At 66.5% G+C, this 18,187-nt stretch carries 15 protein-coding genes; 9 read left to right on the forward strand and 6 right to left on the reverse strand.

What is annotated here, in order from left to right; genetic code table 11:
- Positions 1-50: 50 nt before the first annotated feature.
- Positions 51-659, reverse strand: a complete 609-nt coding sequence (locus ACNO8X_RS05220) for a hypothetical protein (RefSeq protein ID WP_418004445.1) — start codon at positions 657-659, stop codon at positions 51-53.
- A gap of 227 nt (positions 660-886) precedes the next feature.
- Positions 887-2,152, reverse strand: coding sequence for a PucR family transcriptional regulator (locus ACNO8X_RS05225; RefSeq protein ID WP_418004446.1), 1,266 nt, complete (start codon positions 2,150-2,152; stop codon positions 887-889).
- 105 nt (positions 2,153-2,257) lie between these two features.
- Here ACNO8X_RS05225 and ACNO8X_RS05230 point away from each other — a divergent pair, with 105 nt between their 5' ends.
- The 3 genes from ACNO8X_RS05230 to ACNO8X_RS05240 are packed head-to-tail and all read left to right on the forward strand — an operon-like array spanning position 2,258 to position 6,927.
- Entirely contained in the window at positions 2,258-3,718 is a 1,461-nt protein-coding gene (locus ACNO8X_RS05230) for a class I adenylate-forming enzyme family protein (RefSeq protein WP_418004447.1), read from the forward strand.
- 27 nt (positions 3,719-3,745) lie between these two features.
- On the forward strand, positions 3,746-5,512 hold the full coding sequence (locus ACNO8X_RS05235; protein ID WP_418004448.1) for a DUF3556 domain-containing protein: 1,767 nt from the start codon (positions 3,746-3,748) through the stop codon (positions 5,510-5,512).
- Positions 5,512-6,927: a phytoene desaturase family protein gene (locus ACNO8X_RS05240; protein ID WP_418004449.1), complete on the forward strand. Its 1,416-nt coding sequence runs from the start codon at positions 5,512-5,514 to the stop codon at positions 6,925-6,927. Before ACNO8X_RS05235 ends, ACNO8X_RS05240 begins: the two co-directional genes overlap by 1 nt.
- Here ACNO8X_RS05240 and ACNO8X_RS05245 read toward each other — a convergent pair whose 3' ends face one another.
- Complete coding sequence (locus ACNO8X_RS05245; protein WP_418004450.1) at positions 6,928-7,686, reverse strand: pirin family protein; 759 nt, start codon at positions 7,684-7,686, stop codon at positions 6,928-6,930. It lies immediately after the preceding gene.
- Positions 7,687-7,718: 32 nt separating this feature from the next.
- On the opposite strand from ACNO8X_RS05245, the gene ACNO8X_RS05250 reads away from it, so the two are divergent.
- From ACNO8X_RS05250 to ACNO8X_RS05260, 3 genes are all read left to right on the forward strand, one after another.
- Positions 7,719-8,657, forward strand: coding sequence for an alpha/beta hydrolase family esterase (locus ACNO8X_RS05250; protein WP_418004451.1), 939 nt, complete (start codon positions 7,719-7,721; stop codon positions 8,655-8,657).
- A gap of 134 nt (positions 8,658-8,791) precedes the next feature.
- Positions 8,792-9,682 carry a carbon-nitrogen hydrolase family protein gene (locus ACNO8X_RS05255; RefSeq protein WP_418004452.1) on the forward strand — a complete coding sequence of 297 codons (891 nt, stop codon included), beginning with the start codon at positions 8,792-8,794 and terminating at the stop codon, positions 9,680-9,682.
- Positions 9,679-11,025: an APC family permease gene (locus ACNO8X_RS05260; RefSeq protein WP_418004453.1), complete on the forward strand. Its 1,347-nt coding sequence runs from the start codon at positions 9,679-9,681 to the stop codon at positions 11,023-11,025. Before ACNO8X_RS05255 ends, ACNO8X_RS05260 begins: the two co-directional genes overlap by 4 nt.
- Before the next feature lie 65 nt (positions 11,026-11,090).
- Here the strand turns inward: ACNO8X_RS05260 and ACNO8X_RS05265 are convergent, their stop codons facing one another.
- From ACNO8X_RS05265 to ACNO8X_RS05275, 3 genes are all read right to left on the reverse strand, one after another.
- Complete coding sequence (locus ACNO8X_RS05265; RefSeq protein WP_418004454.1) at positions 11,091-12,113, reverse strand: helix-turn-helix transcriptional regulator; 1,023 nt, start codon at positions 12,111-12,113, stop codon at positions 11,091-11,093.
- A 307-nt stretch (positions 12,114-12,420) separates the two neighbouring features.
- Complete coding sequence (locus ACNO8X_RS05270) at positions 12,421-13,959, reverse strand: PE-PPE domain-containing protein (RefSeq protein ID WP_418004455.1); 1,539 nt, start codon at positions 13,957-13,959, stop codon at positions 12,421-12,423.
- Positions 13,960-14,098: 139 nt separating this feature from the next.
- A complete protein-coding gene (locus ACNO8X_RS05275) occupies positions 14,099-14,593 on the reverse strand; it encodes a lipoprotein LpqH (protein ID WP_071287538.1) in 495 nt (164 codons plus the stop codon).
- Between the two features lie 181 nt (positions 14,594-14,774).
- Here ACNO8X_RS05275 and tgt point away from each other — a divergent pair, with 181 nt between their 5' ends.
- From tgt to ACNO8X_RS05290, 3 genes are read left to right on the forward strand one after another with little or no spacing between them, the layout of a single operon-like run.
- Positions 14,775-16,001: a tRNA guanosine(34) transglycosylase Tgt gene (gene tgt / locus ACNO8X_RS05280; RefSeq protein WP_418004456.1), complete on the forward strand. Its 1,227-nt coding sequence runs from the start codon at positions 14,775-14,777 to the stop codon at positions 15,999-16,001.
- 41 nt (positions 16,002-16,042) lie between these two features.
- The gene (locus tag ACNO8X_RS05285) at positions 16,043-17,272 is read left to right on the forward strand and encodes a cytochrome P450 (RefSeq protein WP_418004457.1); all 1,230 of its coding nucleotides are present in this window, start codon (positions 16,043-16,045) and stop codon (positions 17,270-17,272) included.
- Positions 17,273-17,292: 20 nt separating this feature from the next.
- Positions 17,293-18,132: an SDR family NAD(P)-dependent oxidoreductase gene (locus ACNO8X_RS05290; protein ID WP_418004458.1), complete on the forward strand. Its 840-nt coding sequence runs from the start codon at positions 17,293-17,295 to the stop codon at positions 18,130-18,132.
- Positions 18,133-18,187 lie beyond the last annotated feature (55 nt).

Below are 18,187 nucleotides of genomic sequence, written 5' to 3' on the forward strand. Positions count from 1 at the left end.
TTCTTCATGTCACCACGCCACGCCGTACCTAACGTCCGTGGTCAGTACAACTAGCGGCCGAAGGTGAAGGCCGATCCGCTGTTGAAGTTGGAGCCGCCGACCGGGGTCGCAACGCCGGCACCGGAGTTGGTGCTGGTGCTCGCGCCGTCGGGGCCGATCTCGCTCGAGCCACCGGTGTTGAAGCCGCTGCCGCCGACCGGGGTGTTCACGCCCGCGCCGCCGCCGGCGTTGACGCCGCCGTCGAAGGTCGGGAAGAAGTCAACCGGGTTGGGCAGGTTGAAGTCGGTGGCTGCACCGGTGTTGAAGCTGCTGGCGCCGATCGGGGTGTTGACCGCGGCTCCGGTGTTCGAGTCGAAGCCCGCGCCGCCGAAACCGGCTTCGGTGCCCGTGGCGGTGTTGAACTCGCCGCCGCCGAGCGGGGTGTTCATACCTGCGCCACCGCCGGCATTGCTGGAGGCGTCGAACGGGTGCCAGAACGGGTTCTCCACATTGAAGCCTGCTCCGCCATCTGCGTTGCCACTGCCGACCGGGGTAGCGACCGCGGCGCCGGTCTCGCCGGAAACCTCGTCGTCGGCCCATGCCGGGGCGGCGACGGCAAGCGGGATCAGCGCGAGGGCCGATGCCGCAGCAAATCCGACCAAACGTCCTGTGTTGCGCATTAGTGAAACTCCAATCGTGGTTCTCTCGCGTATGGCCGGTGGACCCTACTAGGTCGTACTCGGTTCATCCGACCACTACCCTGATATCGCCGGCCTCGGTGTATCCGTTACAGCAGTGAACCAGCTGGTTAACACATAGCGATTTGCTAACGGTCTCGATACGGACACTTAACCCGTGAATATGCCGGATATATCGATTGAGGTTGTATTCGCTGCCAGGTGATCCGCTACTCGCTATTCAGGACTGCCGCTTCATACCAGTGGCACAGCAGCAGCGCCATCTCGACGTCCAGCCGGTCGTCGCCGAGCGGCCGACCCCGGCGTTCCAGTGCCCGCCCGACGCGGTACTTGACGGTGTTGAAATGCACCACCAGCTCGTCGGCTGCGGCAGTGTAGCTACCGCCGTGCCCTAGAAACACGCGCAGGGTCTCCCTCAGGCGGGCGTCGTTGGCGCCGGACCCGGCCAGCGGCCCGAGGACCGCGTGGACGAACTCGCGGGCGTTGTCCTGGTTCTCGCCCATCAACGCCGCCGCGGCGAAGCCTGCCGCGTCGGCTGAGGTGACGCCCGCCAGGTTGGCGGTCACCGCGACGCCGTGCGCGCGAAGGGCCTGCCGGTGCGACCGCCGGAAGCCCTCGACACTGGGTAGCGGCGTCCCCACGGCGACGGCGGGGGCGCCCGGATGGGAGTTCGCGAACTGTGTCAGCTGTGCAGATGCCCCGGGTGCGCCGGCGCTGGACAGCGGCAGCCAGCCCCAGCCGGTCCGCTGGTCGACGGCCAAAAACAGCGGACTGCCTTGCGTGCCAACATGATCGGCGGCCGCGCGCAGGAACTGTTCGAGCTTGGCCAGCGCATCGTCGTGCCCGGCGACGGACCCACCGCTGGTAGGCCACCACAGCACGACAGCCAGATGGTGGCGCCGCATCGGATAACGGATCGCGGCCGTCACGGCTTCGGGGTCGGAGTCGTTGCCGGACAAGACTTCCCGCACCCGGAGCGCTTGAGTGCTGTTGCGGTTGGCCAGCCAGCGATCGCGCTCGTCCTCGTAGACCGTGACGACCTGCTGTGAGATCCAGTCGATGTAGCGGAACGTCACCGACGTCAGCCGCTCGAAGATCGCCAGGCTGGTCTGCGGTGCGAAGCCGGCCCGGTTGATCTCCTCGCCTGCGACGTCGAGTACCAGCGCGTGGCCGATGCGATAGGCCCGAGTGAGGGCGTTCATCGGCACTCCGCGCTGCGCGAGCCGACGGGCGTACTCCAGCGCAGCGGTCGGCGCTTCGATGTTGTCCAGAGATATGTCGTAGCGCAGCGCGTGGAAGATGGTGTCGACGTTGCCTGCGACGCTGGCGCGGAGCAGCTCGATGATCTCGGAATCGCCGCGGAGTTCGGTGATATCGCTGGCCAGGCGGTGCCCAACCGAGCGGGCCACTTCAGCCTGGCGCGCGATCAGACGGGCCATGATCGTGGTGTTGGCCTCGCTGACCGCCGGATCCATGTGCCGACTGTAGAGCCAAGATTTGTGTTGAGCGTACAAATCACGCGACAAATTTGATCGGCGCGCGACGGAGTGGCGCACGCCACAAACTCTTACCTTTATGACATGAACCTCGCCACCCTGCCCGACCGTCGCGCTGCTGCGGCACCCCACGCCCCGGCCGTCGCCGACGACCACACCGACCTCGACAACGCCGCATTCCTCGACGCCGTCCAGCGCGCCGCCGGGGCGCTACACCAGCGCGGTGTCCGCGCCGGCGACGTCGTCGGCATCATGCTCCCGAACCGCGTGGCCTTCGTGGTGGCGTTGTTCGCCACCTGGCGGCTCGGCGCCGTCGCGACCCCCATCAGCCCCACCCTGGTACCTGCCGAGGTCGCCTACCAGGTGGCTGACGCCGGGGCCGTCGTGCTCGTCGTCGACCACGACGTCGACTCCGACATCACCGTGCTGCACGTCGATGATCTGGGTGGCGAGCCCCGGACCGACGCGCCGGTGGTCGGCAACGACGACGACCTGGCCCTGCTGATCTACACCAGCGGCACGACCGGCCGGCCCAAGGGCGTCATGCTCGACAACTCGAACCTGAACGCCATGTGCGCCATGGTGATCGAAGGTTTCGAGTTGACCGACGCCGACCACAGCCTCCTCATCCTGCCGCTGTTCCATGTGAACGGCATCGTGGTCAGCGTGCTCTCGCCACTGCTCGCCGGCGGCCGGACCACCATTGCCGGCCGGTTCAATCCCGCGACCTTCTTCGAGCGCCTGGAATCCAGCCGCGCCACTTACTTCTCCGCGGTGCCGACCATTTACACCATGCTGCTGGGTCTGCCGCCGGAGGTGCGGCCCGACACGTCCGCGGTGCGGTTCGCCGTGTGCGGGGCGGCGCCGGCCAGCGTCGAGCTGCTCGACGGATTCGAAAAGCGTTACGGCATAGGCCTGGTCGAGGGCTACGGACTGTCCGAGGGATCGTGCGCCAGTACAGGCAACCCGCTGAGCGGGCCGCGCAAGGTCGGCACCGTCGGAATCCCGTTGCCAGGTCAGGAGATTCGCATCGTCGACGTCGCCGGTGCCGAAGTCCCGCAGGGCGAGCTCGGCGAGGTCGTCATCAAGGGCCCCAACGTGATGCGCGGCTACCTGAACCGCCCCGAGGAGACCGAGAAGACCTTGAAGGGCGGCTGGCTGCACACCGGCGACGTCGGCCGTTTCGACGAGGACGGCTACCTGGTCCTGGTCGACCGGGCCAAGGACATGATCATCCGCGGCGGCGAGAACATCTACCCCAAGGAGATCGAGACCGTCGTGCACCAGCTGGCCGGGGTCGCCGAGGCCGCGGTGGTCGGACGGGCCAGCGGACTCTACGGCGAAGAGCCGGTGCTGTTCGTCTCCGCGCATCCTGGCGCCGAACTCGACGTCGACAACATCGCCGCGCACCTGAAGGCGTCGTTGTCGAAATACAAACTGCCCGTGGACATCACCGTTCTGGCGGCACTGCCGAAGAACCCCGTCGGCAAGATCGACAAGCCGTCGCTGCGCAAAACCCTCACCACCACCGATCCGCGAATCTAGCCTGATACCAGCAAAGGAGCTCACCTCATGGGATTCATCAAACCGACCTTGCCGAAGGTCGACCTGGAAGAGTTTCTCCGGATGCCGCTGCAGGAGCGGCTGCGGATCATGTGTCTGAAATGGGTGGACGACGGATACGGCGCGCCGCGCATGATCCACGTCCTGTACATCGTCAAACTCGTGTTCTTCTACGCTCTGGGCGGCGTCGTGATCGCTACCGCGACGTCGCACCTGCCGGCCTTCTGGCACGTGTCGGAATGGTGGAACCAGCCCATCGTGTACCAGAAGGTGATCCTGTGGACCGTCCTGCTGGAACTCGTCGGGTTCGCGGGCTCCTGGGGTCCGCTGGCCGGCAAGACCAAGCCGATGACGGGTGGGTTCCGGTTCTGGGCCAAGCCCAACACCATTCGGCTGCGGCCATGGAAGGCAGTGCCGTTCACGAACGGTGACCGGCGCACCTGGTTCGACATCATCGTGTACCTGGCGCTGATGGCCACCGTGCTCGTCGCGATGGTGCTGCCCGGCGTGCCCAGCGATTCATTGTCGAAAGCGTTGCCGGACAACACCTCCGGCTTGGTCAACCCGGCGCTGCTGATCGCGCCGATCATCCTGTTCATTCTCATCGGACTGCGGGACAAGACGATTTTCCTGGCCGGCCGCGGTGAGCAGTACCTGCCCGCGCTGATCTTCTTCTCCGCGCTGCCGTTCGTCAACATGATCATCGCCGGCAAGCTGCTGATCGGCACGGTGTGGTTCTGGGCAGGTATCTCGAAGTTCGGCCTGCACTTCACCAACGTCATTCCGCCGATGGTGAGCAACAGCCCCGCGATCCCGTTCAAGTGGCTCAAGCGGGCGCACTACCGCAACTTCCCCGAGGACCTGCGTCCGTCGCATCTGGCGACCTTCATGGCGCACGGCCCGGGCAGCATCGTGGAGATCGCCGCGCCGCTGGCCCTGCTGTTCTCGCCGTGGCCGTGGCTGTCGATCGCCGCCGCCGCCATCATGGTCAGCTTCCATCTGTTCATCATCTCGACGTTCCCGCTGGCGGTGCCGGTGGAATGGAACGTGCTGTTCGCCTACGCCACCATCTTCCTGTTCCTGGGCTTCCCGAACGGGGACGGCTACGCGGTGTGGGACATGAACCCTGGGTGGCTGGCCATCGTGCTCGCCGCGGCCCTGTCGTTCTTCCCGATCCTGGGCAACCTGCGCCCCGACCTGGTGTCGTTCCTGCCGGCGATGCGCCAGTACGCCGGCAACTGGGCCTCGGCGGTGTGGACCTTCACGCCCGGCGCGGAGCAGAAGCTGAACCGGGTCACCCGGTCGTCGCCCAACTCGGCTGACCAGTACGTCGCCTTCGGCTGGGACCCGATCACCGCCGAGGTGTTCACCCAGCAGGTGACGGCATGGCGGGCCATGCACAGCCAGGGCCGCGGCTTGTATTCGGTGCTGCTGAAGTGCCTGCCCGACATCGACACTCGCGTGGTCCGGGAAGGCGAGATGTCGTGCAACACCATCATCGGCTTCAACTTCGGCGACGGGCACCTGCACAATGAAGACCTGATCCGGGCTATCCAGTCCGAGGCGCAGTTCGAGCCGGGCGAGTTCGTCATCGCCTGGGTGGAATCGCAGCCGATCCACAAGATGACTCAGGAGTACAAGGTGATCGACGCGGCCCTCGGTGTGATCGAGCGCGGTACCTGGAACGTGAAGGACCTGGTCGACGAGCAGCCGTGGCTGCCCAACGGGCCGATCCCGCTCAACGTCACCTGGCAGCGTGCGGGAGTCCACCAGTAATGAGTACCGCGGTTGTGGTCGGCGCCGGGCCCAATGGGCTCGCCGCCGCCATCACCTTGGCTGCCAAGGGGATCGACGTCACGGTGCTGGAGGCCACCGACCGGATCGGCGGCGGCGTCCGCTCCAGCGAGTACGTCCTCCCGGGCCTGGTGTTCGACGATTGCGCCGCCATCCACGTGATGCCTGCCGGTTCCCAGTTCATCAAGGGCCTTGAGCTGGATCGCTATGGCCTGCAGTGGAATTGGACCGAGATCGATTGCGTCCACCCGCTCGATGACGGCACCGCCGGGGCGCTCTACCGATCGGTCGAGACCACGGCCGACGGGCTCGGGGTCGACGGGTCGCGGTGGCAGCTGCTGTTCGGTGGACCGTCGCGCCGGTTCGACAAACTGTCCGAGGACATCATGGGCCCGCTGCTCCGGGTGCCGCGGCACCCGTTGGAACTGGTCAGGTTCGGGGCGCCGACGGTGCTGCCCGCAGCAGCACTGGCCCGGGCCTTCCGCACACCGCAGGCCCGCGCCCTCTTCGGAGGCGTTGCCGCACATACCTTTCAGCCACTGCACCACCCGCTCACCTCGGCGATCGGGCTGGGCATCATCACCGCCGGGCACGCCAACGGCTGGCCGGTGGCGGCCGGGGGATCGCAGGCGATCACCAACGCGTTCGAGGCCGTGCTGACCGAACTCGGCGGCAAGATCGAGACGGGTGTGCGGGTCACCTCCGCGTCACAGTTGCCGCCCGCCGACGTCACCGTCTTCGATCTGTCGCCCACCGCCATCGCCGGGATCCTCGGAGACCGGTTGCCCACGCGGGTGCGCCGCGCCTTCGACCGATTCCGGTACGGCCCAGGTGCTTTCAAGGTCGACTTCGCCGTCGAGGGTGATGTGCCGTGGACCAACGCGGCAGCCCGGCAGGCCGGTACCGTCCACCTGGGTGGTGATTTCGCCGAGATCGCCACGACCGAGCGGGACATTCATGCGGGCCGGATGCCGCAGCGTCCGTTCGTGCTGGCGTTCCAGCAGTATCTGGCCGATCCGGGACGTTCCGTCGGCACGGTCAACCCCGTCTCCGCGTACGCGCATGTGCCGAACGGCTACAGCGGCGACGCCACCGAGGCGATCATCGCGCAGATCGAGCGCTTCGCTCCCGGGTTCCGTGAGCGCATCGTCGGGCAGGCCGTGCGGTCCACCACCGAGATGTCGGTCTACAACACCAATTACGTCGGCGGCGACATCAACACCGGCGCCAAGGACATTCGCCAGCTGGCCTTCGGTCCGCGAACCACGTTGTCGCCGTACACCATCGGCGTACCGGGAATGTACATCTGCTCGGCGGCCACCCCGCCGGGACCGGGTGGGCACGGCATGTGCGGCGCCAACGCCGCCGCCGTCGCACTGGCCCGGTTGGGGCGGTAGCTACACGTTCACCGCAATGGTGTGCATCTCCCAGACGAGCAGCTCGGCACCCGCGTCGGCTGCGGTGATGCGTTGTCCACCAGTTGCGGTGAGCCGCACGGCATCACCGGTATAGAGCGGACCGCTGTCTTCGAACTCGGCTTGCCCGCGAGTGACGAAGACGTGGCCGTACGGCGCGTCGGGTACCTCGATCGCGCTGCCGGCATCCAGCCGGGCGACGTGCAGGGTGGCGTAGCTGTTGCCGAACGTGATCGCGGCGTCGTCGCGGTACTTGGGCATGCCCGAGGCCATCGGGATGAGGGCGTTGCCGGTGAGCTCGGTGCCGATATCGGATTCCTGATAACTCGGTGCGCCACCGAGTTCATCGGGCGGAATCCACATCTGGACGACCCGCAACGGCTGACGTTCCTGGCGTCCCGCGCCGTTGCGCTCAGAATGCCGGATGCCGGTGCCGGCACTCATCCGCTGCGCCAGTCCCGGGTAGATGACGCTCTCGTTGCCCAGCGAATCCTTGTGCACCAGTGAGCCTTCCAGTACCCATGTGATGATCTCCATATCCCGGTGGTCGTGCGAGTCGAAGCCTTCACCGCCGTTGACGGTGTCCTCGTTGTTGATCATCAGCAGGCCGTGGGCATTGGCCGCCAGATCGAAGTTGCCGGTCGCTGGAAACGACTGCCACGATTCCAGCCACTCGTTCCGCCAGTGCCAGCGCTCAGCAGCGCGGATGACGCGGACGGGCGTGGCTGTCGCTTGGTTCACCGCTCAATTCTGGCAGGGTGCACCATGGGAGCATGATCCGTTCGTCATTGCGGGTATCGATGGCTGTGCTGGTGGCCGCCGCGCTGCTGGCGCTGGCAGGTTGCGGCGGACATCGGGCGGCCGGTGCGCCGACGAACGGCATCCCGGTGGGACGGTCCGACCAGTCGGTGCAGGCCGGCGGGCTGAACCGCACCTTCCATCTCTACCGGCCCGACGGCCTCGGTGGCCCGGCGCCGTTGGTGGTCATGCTGCACGGCGGCTACGGCGACGGGGCGCAGGCCGAACGTGCCTACAACTGGGACGGCCAGGCCGATGCGGGCCGCTTCCTCGTCGCCTATCCCGACGGCCTGGATCGCGCCTGGAACGCCGGAACCTGTTGTGGCATACCGAAGAATCGTGATGTCGACGACGTCGGTTTCATCACCGCGATGGTCGCCGCGATCGAAGCGCAGATGTCTGTCGACCCCGCCCGCGTCTATGTCACCGGGATGTCCAACGGCGCCATGATGGCGCTGCGCCTCGGCTGCCAGACGGACCTGTTCGCCGCCGTCGCCCCGGTCGCCGGGACGCTGTTGACCGATTGTTCGCACGCCACTCCGACATCGGTGCTGCAGATCCACGGCACCGCGGACGATCGTGTGCCCTTCGACGGCGGACCGGGCAAAGCCAAGACACTGTCCGGCGCACCCAATGTCGACGGGCCGGCGGTGCCGGCGGTGAATGCGACGTGGCGCGGTATCGATGGCTGCGGGCCGCCGACGACGTCGACTGCCGGCTCGGTGAGCACCCAGACGGCAGGCTGCCCTGGCGGGCGCACCGTCGAACTGATCAGCGTTGCCGGAGCCGGCCATCAGTGGCCAGGCGGGGTCCCGAGCCCGCTGGCGCAACGGTTGGGCGACCTACCGCCGCCGTCGACCGCGCTCAACGCGACCGACACCATCTGGCAGTTCTTCGCGGCGCAACACCGCTGAAACTCGTCCGGCATCGTGACCGGCGTAGATGTACAGAATGTCGATAAGCTCCGCTGAAAATCCCCGGATTGTCCGATGATGGCGGGTGTGTCCTGGCGCACACTGGGGCCTCCAGAGACTTGCTGAGGGGTGAGATGAGTCGACAGTGGCGGGTTGCCCTTGTCCAGGCCAGCCCATTGCGGGGCGACGATCCGGTGGCCGAGATGGCCGCCGACCTCGCTGCGATCCTCGCCGAGCACCCCGAAACGCAGATGGTGGTGTTCCCCGAGATTCACCTGCTGGGCGCGAGCGACGGCGAGGACGACCTCCGTACCTATTTCGACACCGTCGCCGAGCCACTCACCGGACCGCTCGTGCAGGCGCTCGGCGCCATGGCCGCAGACTCCGGGGTCTGGCTGGTGCCCGGCTCGATCGCCGAGCGCGGCGAAGACGGCCGGGTGTACAACACCGCCGTCGTCTTCGATCCCGACGGTCGTCTGGTCTCGTCGTACCGCAAGGTGTTCCCCTGGCGTCCGCACGAGCCGTGGGCGTCAGGCGCCGGCTTCACGGCCTTCGACGTACCCGGTGTCGGCCGGATGGGCGTCAACATCTGTTACGACAGCTGGTTTCCCGAGGCGACCCGGCAGATCGCGTGGCTCGGTGCCGAGGTCGTGTTCAACATCGTCAAGACGACGTCCGACGACCGCGAGCAGGAACTGGTCCTGGCCCGTGCCAACGCGATCACGAACCAGGTCTACTACCTCAGCGTCAATGCCGCCGGGCCACTCGGGCGAGGGCAGAGCATCTACGTCGGACCGGAGGGCGAGGTGCTCGCTCAGGTGGCACACGCCGAGCCGGAGGTCACGCATCTGGCGATCGACCTCGACCGGGTGACAGCAGTGCGGACCCACGGCACCGCCGGGGTCAATCGGGTGTGGGAACAGTTGTACGCCGACGACGACCCCATCGAGCTGCCCGCGTACGGCGGCCAGCTGGTTCACCGCCGGTGGCAGCCTCAGCACGTCAACCTCGAAGGACGCTCATGACCGAAACCACCAAGCTGCCCGGTGAGACCGGCCACCTCAACGCAACCCTCGGCTTGGGCGGAGTGACGCTATTCGGCCTCGCCTACATGGCGCCGATCATCGTGCTGGGCATCTTCGGCGTCATCGCCGAGGCGTCCGCGGGCGCCAGCGCCGGCTCGTATCTCCTGGCCACCGTGGCCATGCTGTTCACGGCCGCGAGCTACGCGAAGATGTCGGTGCACTATCCGGTCGCGGGGTCGTCGTACACCTATGTCCGCAAGGCCCTGGATTCGCGGCTCGGATTCCTGGTCGGCTGGACGATTCTGCTCGACTACCTGTTCCTGCCCTTGGTGATCTGGTTGATCGGCGCTGCATACCTCACCGGTGAGTTTCCGTCGGTGCCGGCGTGGGTGTGGATCGTGGCGTTCATCGTCATCACGACCGCCCTGAACATCGTTGGACTCAAAGTGGCGGACAAGGCCAACTTGATCCTGATGGTCTTGCAGTTCCTGGTGATCGCCCTGTTCGTCGGGTTCGCGGTGGCGTACATGGTGTCTCACCACGGCAGTGGCTCGCTGTTGTCCGTCACGCCGATCACCGGCAGCGGCGGTTTCTCGGCGATCGCCGCGGGTGCGGCCATCGCGGCGTACTCCTTTCTCGGGTTCGACGCCGTCAGCACGCTGACGGAGGACACCAAGAATCCGCAGCGCAACATCCCGCGCGCGATCATGCTCGTCGCGCTCATCGGCGGGGTGGTCTTCGTGGCGGTGGCTTACACCCTGACGCTGGTACAGCCAGGCGGCACGTTCGCGAACGCCGACTCGCTGGCCGCGGACACGGCCAGGACCATCGGCGGGGCGTTGTTCGCGGCGTTCTTCGTGGCCGGCCTGATCATCGGTCAGTTCACCTCGGGCCTGGCAGCGCAGGCCAGCGTGTCCCGGTTGCTCTACGCCATGGGCCGGGACTCGGTGTTGCCCAAGAAGTTCTTCGGCCGGGTATCGCCCCGGTTCTTCACACCCGTCTTCAACATCGTGCTGTGCGGGCTGATCGGGTTGGGTGCGGTGTTCCTCAGCGTCGCCACGTCGACGTCGTTCATCAACTTCGGCGCGTTCACGGCCTTCACTCTGGTGAACCTGTCGGTGATCGGCTATTACGTCCGGCATCGCCACCAACAACGGCTGAATCCGTTGACGTACCTGGTGATTCCGCTGATCGGCGCGGTCGTCGACGTCTACCTGCTCACCAAACTCGGCAGTGCCGCACTGACCCTCGGGGTCATCTGGATGTTGATCGGCGTGGGGTATCTCCTGGTCCTCACCCGTGGTCTGCGCGTTCCGCCACCGGAGTTGTCACTGGCCGAGTAGACGTGCCCGGCTTCGGCCTCCGTTGCGCGCAGTGCATCAGCTGATCGGCGTATTTGGTTGGCGCACTACAGAGATATGGCGAGCAGCGTTCGGACGAGCTCGGCCTGCCGGTGGGTGCCCGTCTTGTCGAAGATGTGCTGGACGTGGGTTCTGACGGTGCCGGCGGACAGGCACATGCTCTCGGCGATCGGCTTGATTCCGTCACCCTGTATCAGCCTGATGGCCACCGCAGCCTCGGCCGTCGTCAGCCCGTACAGGCGGCGCAGCATCTCGACGTCCGGTTGCGGGTGCTGCTCGGGATCCAGGATGAGCACCAGGGCCCGTGATTCGGCCAGTGGAGCCGTCACGTGCTGGAACGGCAGGACGTGAATCACGTAGGGCCGCAGGCCGGATGGTCGCGGGCACAGCAGCGAGGTGGTGCCGCGCACGACCGCCCCGGTCTGTCCGAGTGCGGCGTTGATGCCGAGCCGCAGAGCGGCGTCAGCGGGCGGATGCGCGAATTCGAACGATCCGTCACGAATGGTCAAGCCGTCGTGGCGGCGGACGATGTTCTCCGATGCCGTGTTCAGGTAGCGCACCGACAGCAAGCAGTCCACCACGGCCATCCCGATGCGGGTGACGTTGTCCATCGCCGACGAGATGTTGCGGATCTGGTGGGTGGCCTCACTGAGGTCGTGCTGGATGCGCATCGCGCGCTGGAAATGCGGAACCAGCGCCTCGGCCAGTCGTACGCGTTCGGTGGTGTCGAACGGCTCGGCACGCTTCTCGGTGGCCACCAGCCAGGTCGCGGGGTCGGGCCCGTCCGTCAGCCGGACGAACAGCCCGTCTTCGAGTCGGTGCGGGCGCATCCAGTCCATGTGGAACTCGGCGTTCGGCTGCAGCGCGGTGAGCTCTTGGCTGCCGTGTACCAGCCCGACAGGCCCGTTCTCGACGGCCTCGAGGATGTAGTCGATGTGGCGGTAGTAGTCCGCATACTCGGTCAGGGCGTCGGTCGGGATGGTGACGCTCTGGGGCGCCCGGCTCACACTGTCCGCCAACACCAGAGCGGCCCCGCCGGTCGCACCGAACGTGGTTTGGAGCTCGGCCATGGTCGCGGTCCATTGCTCGGGTTGGACCGCGGAATCGTAGATCGATGAGACTACGCGTGAAAAGGCCTCGACCGTGACCACGGTCGGTACTCCCTGACCAATGTAGGGCTCACGCCTTGCGCCTCTCGCGACGTGATCTACCTGCGGTAGCGCCGCAAGCACTGCAGAAATCGTAATTCAAGACCAATGGTATGTAAAGTGTTCCTTGGCGGTTGCTGAGAGTCAGATCGGCGCCGCCGAACGAGCGGGCAGATCGCGGTTAGCGGGGGATCGCGATCTGTTCGCACCGTCGATGTCGGGCACTGCGTCAGGCCGCCGCCGACGTCTCCGAGTGCGCGGCAGCCTTGGACCCGCCGCCCTTCGGACTCGTCTTCGGTGTGTCCTTGGCATCGTTGTCGGATGACGTCGCCGGCTTCGGGTCGCCGGCGTCCGTCTTCGGCGTGTTCTTCGTTTTCTTCGGCTTGGCCGGTTTCACCGGCGGTGCGTCGGGATCGGTCTTCGGTTTGGTGGAGTTGACCGGCGGAATATCCGAATCATCATGCGGCTTGGGCGATTTCACCTGCGGCTCATCCGGGGTGGCGGGCTTCTGGTCGGTGTCGGTGTTCGGTGTCGAGACGGGGGACTGCGGCTGCTCCGTCTTGACGTCGGCCTTCACGTCGGTCTTCAGATCCGTCTTCTCGTCGGCCTTCGTGTTCGCCGTCGGCTTGTCCTCGGCCGTCGCTGCCACCGGCGCCAGGGCCGCCGGCTTCTTGGCGGAGACGTCCAGCGGCGTGACCGGCGGCGAGCTCGCCGGCGTGGCAGCCAGGCCCGGCAGGTGCAGTTGGGACTGGATATCGGTGACGAAGTTGTTGGCGCCTTCCTGCAGCGCGCCGGGAATCGCGTTGAGCGTCTCGATGATCTTCGACAGGGGAGTGAACAAGGAGAACGGCGTCTTCTTCGCCGGATTCAGGTTCCCGCGGTCGGTGTATCCCATGTCGACCAATACCCGCAGCAGCGGCTCGACTGCGTCCAGCAGCGGTTTGACCAACGGCGTCAACCCGATGGCGCCGGCGCCGATGCGCAGGGGCACCAACAGCGGCAGGTCGGGATTGTTGATGAAGACGTAGGTGTCCGTCCCGCCCGCACCGTTGTCGGGCACGACCGTGATGATCGCGGGCGTGGTGCCGGGGACGTACGAGTCGTAGTACGCGTCCGGGTGGGCGTACATGACGCCGAGCAGGCTGTTGGCCAACGAGAGTGGGTTGAAGTAGGCCGGGAAATCGGCGTACGGGTCGTATTCCCGGGTGTAGAACGTGGTGTCGTATGGCGATGGCGCGGCCGGGCCCTGGTTGTTGACGATGAACGGCACGTTGATGCCCGGGAAGCGTTCGAAGATGCCGCCGTTGCCGGCGAAGGGCGAGCCGATCATCACGAACGACAGCTGCGACGGCGCGGGGCCGGTGCCATTGGCCAGTAGCCGACGTTTGGCCCACTCGGCGCCCAGACTGCCTTCCGAATAGCCCGCGACGATCAACTGCTCACCGGGTCGCGAGGTGATGGCGTTGTACACCTTCGGCCCGGAGACGGTGGTGCTCGCCGACAACTGGATGGACGCCGGGTAGTTGATCGGCAGGTAGGTGTAGCCGGGCGGCACCACGGTGCCGTTGAGCTTGGCCGGGATGTTGGCCGACGTGGGGTCGCCGCGTCCGCCGATGCCGATCACGGTGTTCATCAGGCCGACGACGAAGCTCGACGTGATGTTGGTGGCCGGACTCATCAGCAGCGCGCAGCACAGCGCGACCAACAGGAAGACGCGCGGCACTCCGCGCACGGCAGGACTGGTGGTCGGCCATATCTGGACTGACATCGACGCTCCCCCGACTAGGCGTGAACCGGACGCTACTCCCGGGACCAGGGCTTTAGACGGGAATTTGCAACTTCCCCGGAACGCAGAACGGGTGGTGTTCCGGCGAACCGGAACACCACCCGTGCTGTGCGGATACCTGCTAGGGGCAGGTCACCTCGATCTCGAAGGGCTTCTTGGCGGGCTCCATCGGGTTGGCCATGTCGACACCGGTCGCGGTGCCGCTGATCTTGTAGGTCTTGCCGTCCTTGGTGGCCTTGGCTTCGCCGCCGGGCACACCGTCGGTGTAGCCCAGGGTGATACCGCCGACGCTGCCCAGGCCGACGGTCTTGACGACCGGCGGGTCGGCGTCGGTCAGGGTGACGCCCAGGCCGCCCGAGGCGTTGCCGATGGCGATGACCACGTTGCCGGCTGCCGTGGTGCAGCCGATCTGGCCCTGGACATCCTGGGCCTTGCCGTCGATGCTGACCTTCGCGGTGCCGGAGCCTGCACTGGAGTTACCGCCGCCCGGCACCGATGCCGAGGCCGATGCGGTGGCGGACGAACCCGACGACTTCTTGTCATCCTTGGAACAGCCGGTCAGGCCGGCGGCCAGAACCGCGGCACCTGCGACCGCGACAACCAAACCACGTTTCATAACTTGTGCTCCTCTGTAATGCGAACCGTCCCGAACGGCGGGTCATCCAGTGCATTATGGGGTTCGCCAACCGGCTGTTCATGGTATTCACAGAAAATCCCTATAACCGTCCTGACCTGTTTGTTTCCGCGTCGTCAGCCGGCATTCGGGTGTCGGGCCGGGGAATTGATTGAATACAGCGGTGAATCAGCAGTTCTTCGAGGTCACCGCACAGCTGCCGGGCCGGCGTGGCCGTGCCGGGGTGATCCACACCCCGCACGGTGATATCCAGACCCCGGCGTTCATTGCCGTCGGCACCGCGGCCACGGTCAAGGGTGTCCTACCGGAGACCATGAAAGAACTTGGGGCGCAGGCGCTTCTGGCCAACGCCTACCATCTGTACCTGCAGCCCGGCCCCGATGTGGTGGACGAGGCAGGTGGCCTCGGCGCCTTCATGAACTGGCCCGGTCCGACGTTCACCGACAGCGGTGGCTTTCAGGTGATGTCACTCGGCGTGGGTTTCAAGAAGGTGCTGGCCATGGACACGGCCCGTTTGCAGGCCGACGACATCATCGCCGAAGGCAAGGAACGACTGGCGCACGTCGACGAGGACGGGGTGACGTTCCGCTCGCACCTCAACGGCGACAAGCATCGCTTCACGCCGGAGGTGTCGATCGGCATTCAGCACCAGCTGGGCGCGGACATCATCTTCGCCTTCGACGAGTTGACCACCCTGGTGAATACCCGTGCCTACCAAGAACGTTCGGTGGAACGCACCCACCGGTGGGCGGTGCGTTGCCTGGCCGAACACCGTCGCTTGAGCATCGAACGAGCGGGCAAGCCGGCTCAGGCGCTGTTCGGCGTGGTGCAGGGAGCGCAGTACGAGGACCTGCGCAGGCAGGCCACCAAGGGGCTCGTCGGGATCGTCGACGAGGACGGGCATGGCTTCGACGGCTACGGCATCGGAGGCGCGCTGGAGAAGCAGAATCTGGCGACGATCGTCGGCTGGGTCACCGACGAACTGCCCGACGACAAGCCCCGGCATCTGCTCGGCATCAGTGAGCCGGACGATCTGTTCGCCGCCATCGAGGCCGGAGCCGACACCTTCGACTGCGTGTCGCCGTCGCGGGTTGCTCGCAACGCCGCGATGTACTCGGCGACCGGCCGCTTCAACGTCACCAACGCCCGGTTCAAGCGCGACTTCAATCCCATTGACGCCGAATGCGATTGCTATACCTGCGCCAACTACACCCGCGCGTATCTGCACCATCTGTTCAAGGCCAAGGAGATCCTGGCGTCCACGCTGGGCACGATCCACAACGAGCGGTTCATCATCCGGCTCATCGACCAGATTCGCGCCGCTATCGGTGCGGGCGAGTTCGACGAGCTGCGGGACCACGTGCTGGGCCGCTATTACGGGAGCTCATAGGGCACCACCTGCACCGATGCGGGCGAGTGCAGAATGGCGGGATGACTGGTGGACCTGGCGTGATCGACCCGCAAACGCTGCTTCTCGGGTTGATGGATCCGGGCAATCGGGCGGACCCGTACCCGCTGTACGAACGATTCCTGGACTGCGGCCCGCTGGCGATGCCCGACGCGAATCTCGTGGTGTTTCCGGGCTTCGCCGAGTGTGACGAGGTGCTGCGGCACCCGGCGTCGGCCAACGACCGGTTGAAGTCGACGGTGTCGCAGAAGCAGATCGCCGCCGGCCAGCGGCAGGCCCGGCCGTTCGGCGAACCGGGCTTCCTGTTCCTCGATCCGCCGGATCACACCCGGCTGCGTGGGCTGGCGCAGAAGGCGTTCGCGCCGAAGGTGATCAAGGCACTCGAGGCCGACATCGTGACGATGGTGGACGGGCTGCTCGAGGGCGCGACCGGCACGATCGATGTGGTGGCCGACCTGGCTTATCCGCTGCCGGTCGCGGTGATCTGCCGGCTGCTCGGGGTACCGATGGCGGACGAGCCGCTGTTCAGCCGGGCGTCGGCGCTACTCGCGGGCGGACTCGACCCCTTCGTTGCAGTGAACGACGAAACGGCCGACGACACCGCCGACCTGATGGAGGCCGGCCTCTGGCTGCGCGGGTATCTGCGCGACCTCATCGAGGAACGGCGTAGCTCGCCCGGAGAGGACCTGATCTCCGCGCTCATCGCCGCCGAAGAGGACGGCGACCAGCTGACCTCCGAAGAGATCGTGGCGACCTGCAATCTGCTGCTGATCGCCGGGCACGAGACGACGGTGAACCTGATCGCCAACGCGGCGCTGGCCATGCTGCGGCACCCGCAGCACTGGGCGGCGTTGGCGGCGGATTCCTCGCGGGCGTCGGCGATCGTCGAGGAAACGCTGCGTTTCGATCCGCCGGTGCAGCTGACCAGCCGCGTCGCCGTCGAGGACATTCAGATCGGCGACGTCGCGGTGCCGAAGGGCGACATCATGATGCTGCTGCTGGCTGCCGCGCAACGCGATCCGCGCATGTACGACCGGCCCGGCGAATTCGACCCGGACCGCGGGGCGATCAAGCATCTCGCCTTCGGTAAAGGTCCGCACTTCTGTCTCGGTGCGCCGTTGGCCCGGTTGGAGGCGACTGTCGCGCTGTCGGCGCTGGCGGCCCGATTCCCGCACGCGCAGTTGGCGGGTGGGCCCGTCTACAAGCCCAACCTGACCCTGCGGGGCCTGGCCACGCTGCCGGTCTCCGTTTGATCCCAGCTACCCTCGCGCGTATGCCTTCAGTTCTCGTCACCGGTGCCGGACGTGGCATCGGGCTGGCCATCACCCAGCACCTCGCCGCGACCGGATGGGACGTCATCGCCGGGGTGCGCTCCAAGGCGGACGCGGCCGCTGTCGTGGCGCTGGCCCCGCAGCGGATCTCGGCCGTGATCCTCGACGTCACTTCCGAAGATGATGTCGAAGCACTGGCGGCGACTCTGCCGGACCGGCTGGACGCGGTGGTGAACAACGCGGGCATCGTGGTCGCCGGTCCCGTGGAGACGCTGACCCCCGCGGACTGGCGGAAGCAGTTGGACGTCAACGTGGTTGGCCAGTTCGCCGTGACTGCGGCGGTGCTGCCCAAATTGCGGGAGTCGCGCGGCCGGGTGGTGTTCATCTCCAGTGTCAACGGCCAGCTGTCGACGCCGATGCTGGGTGCCTACGCGGCGTCGAAGTTCGCGCTGGAAGCCGGTGCCGAAGCACTGCGAATCGAACTGCGGCCCTGGGGTGTTCCGGTGGTGGTCGTGGAACCCGCGCAGACCGATACGGACATGTGGCGCAAGGCCGACGACATGGTCGTCGAGTTGGAGGCCGCGACCTCCCCCGCGCACCGCGCCCTGTACGGCGGGCACATCGCCGGCATGAAGAAGATGGTGCCGCTGTCGCAGAAGATGGCGGTCGACCCGGCGAAAGTTGTTGCGGTGGTAGAGGAAGCGCTCACCGCACGGCGGCCCAAGGCGCGGTACATCGTCGGATTGGGGCCCAAGCTTCAGGCGGCGCTGATGACGAACATCCCCGCGTCAGTGCGAGGGTTCTTGCTGGCCAAGGTCTTTGGAGTGCCGCGCCGGGTGTGAGGCTCTGCTGAAGTACCTGAGTGCAGTCGCGGTCGCGATCTGCCGGTGATTGTTG

The sequence above is a fragment of the Mycobacterium sp. PDNC021 genome (assembly GCF_048282635.1).
GTDB lineage: Bacteria > Actinomycetota > Actinomycetes > Mycobacteriales > Mycobacteriaceae > Mycobacterium > Mycobacterium llatzerense.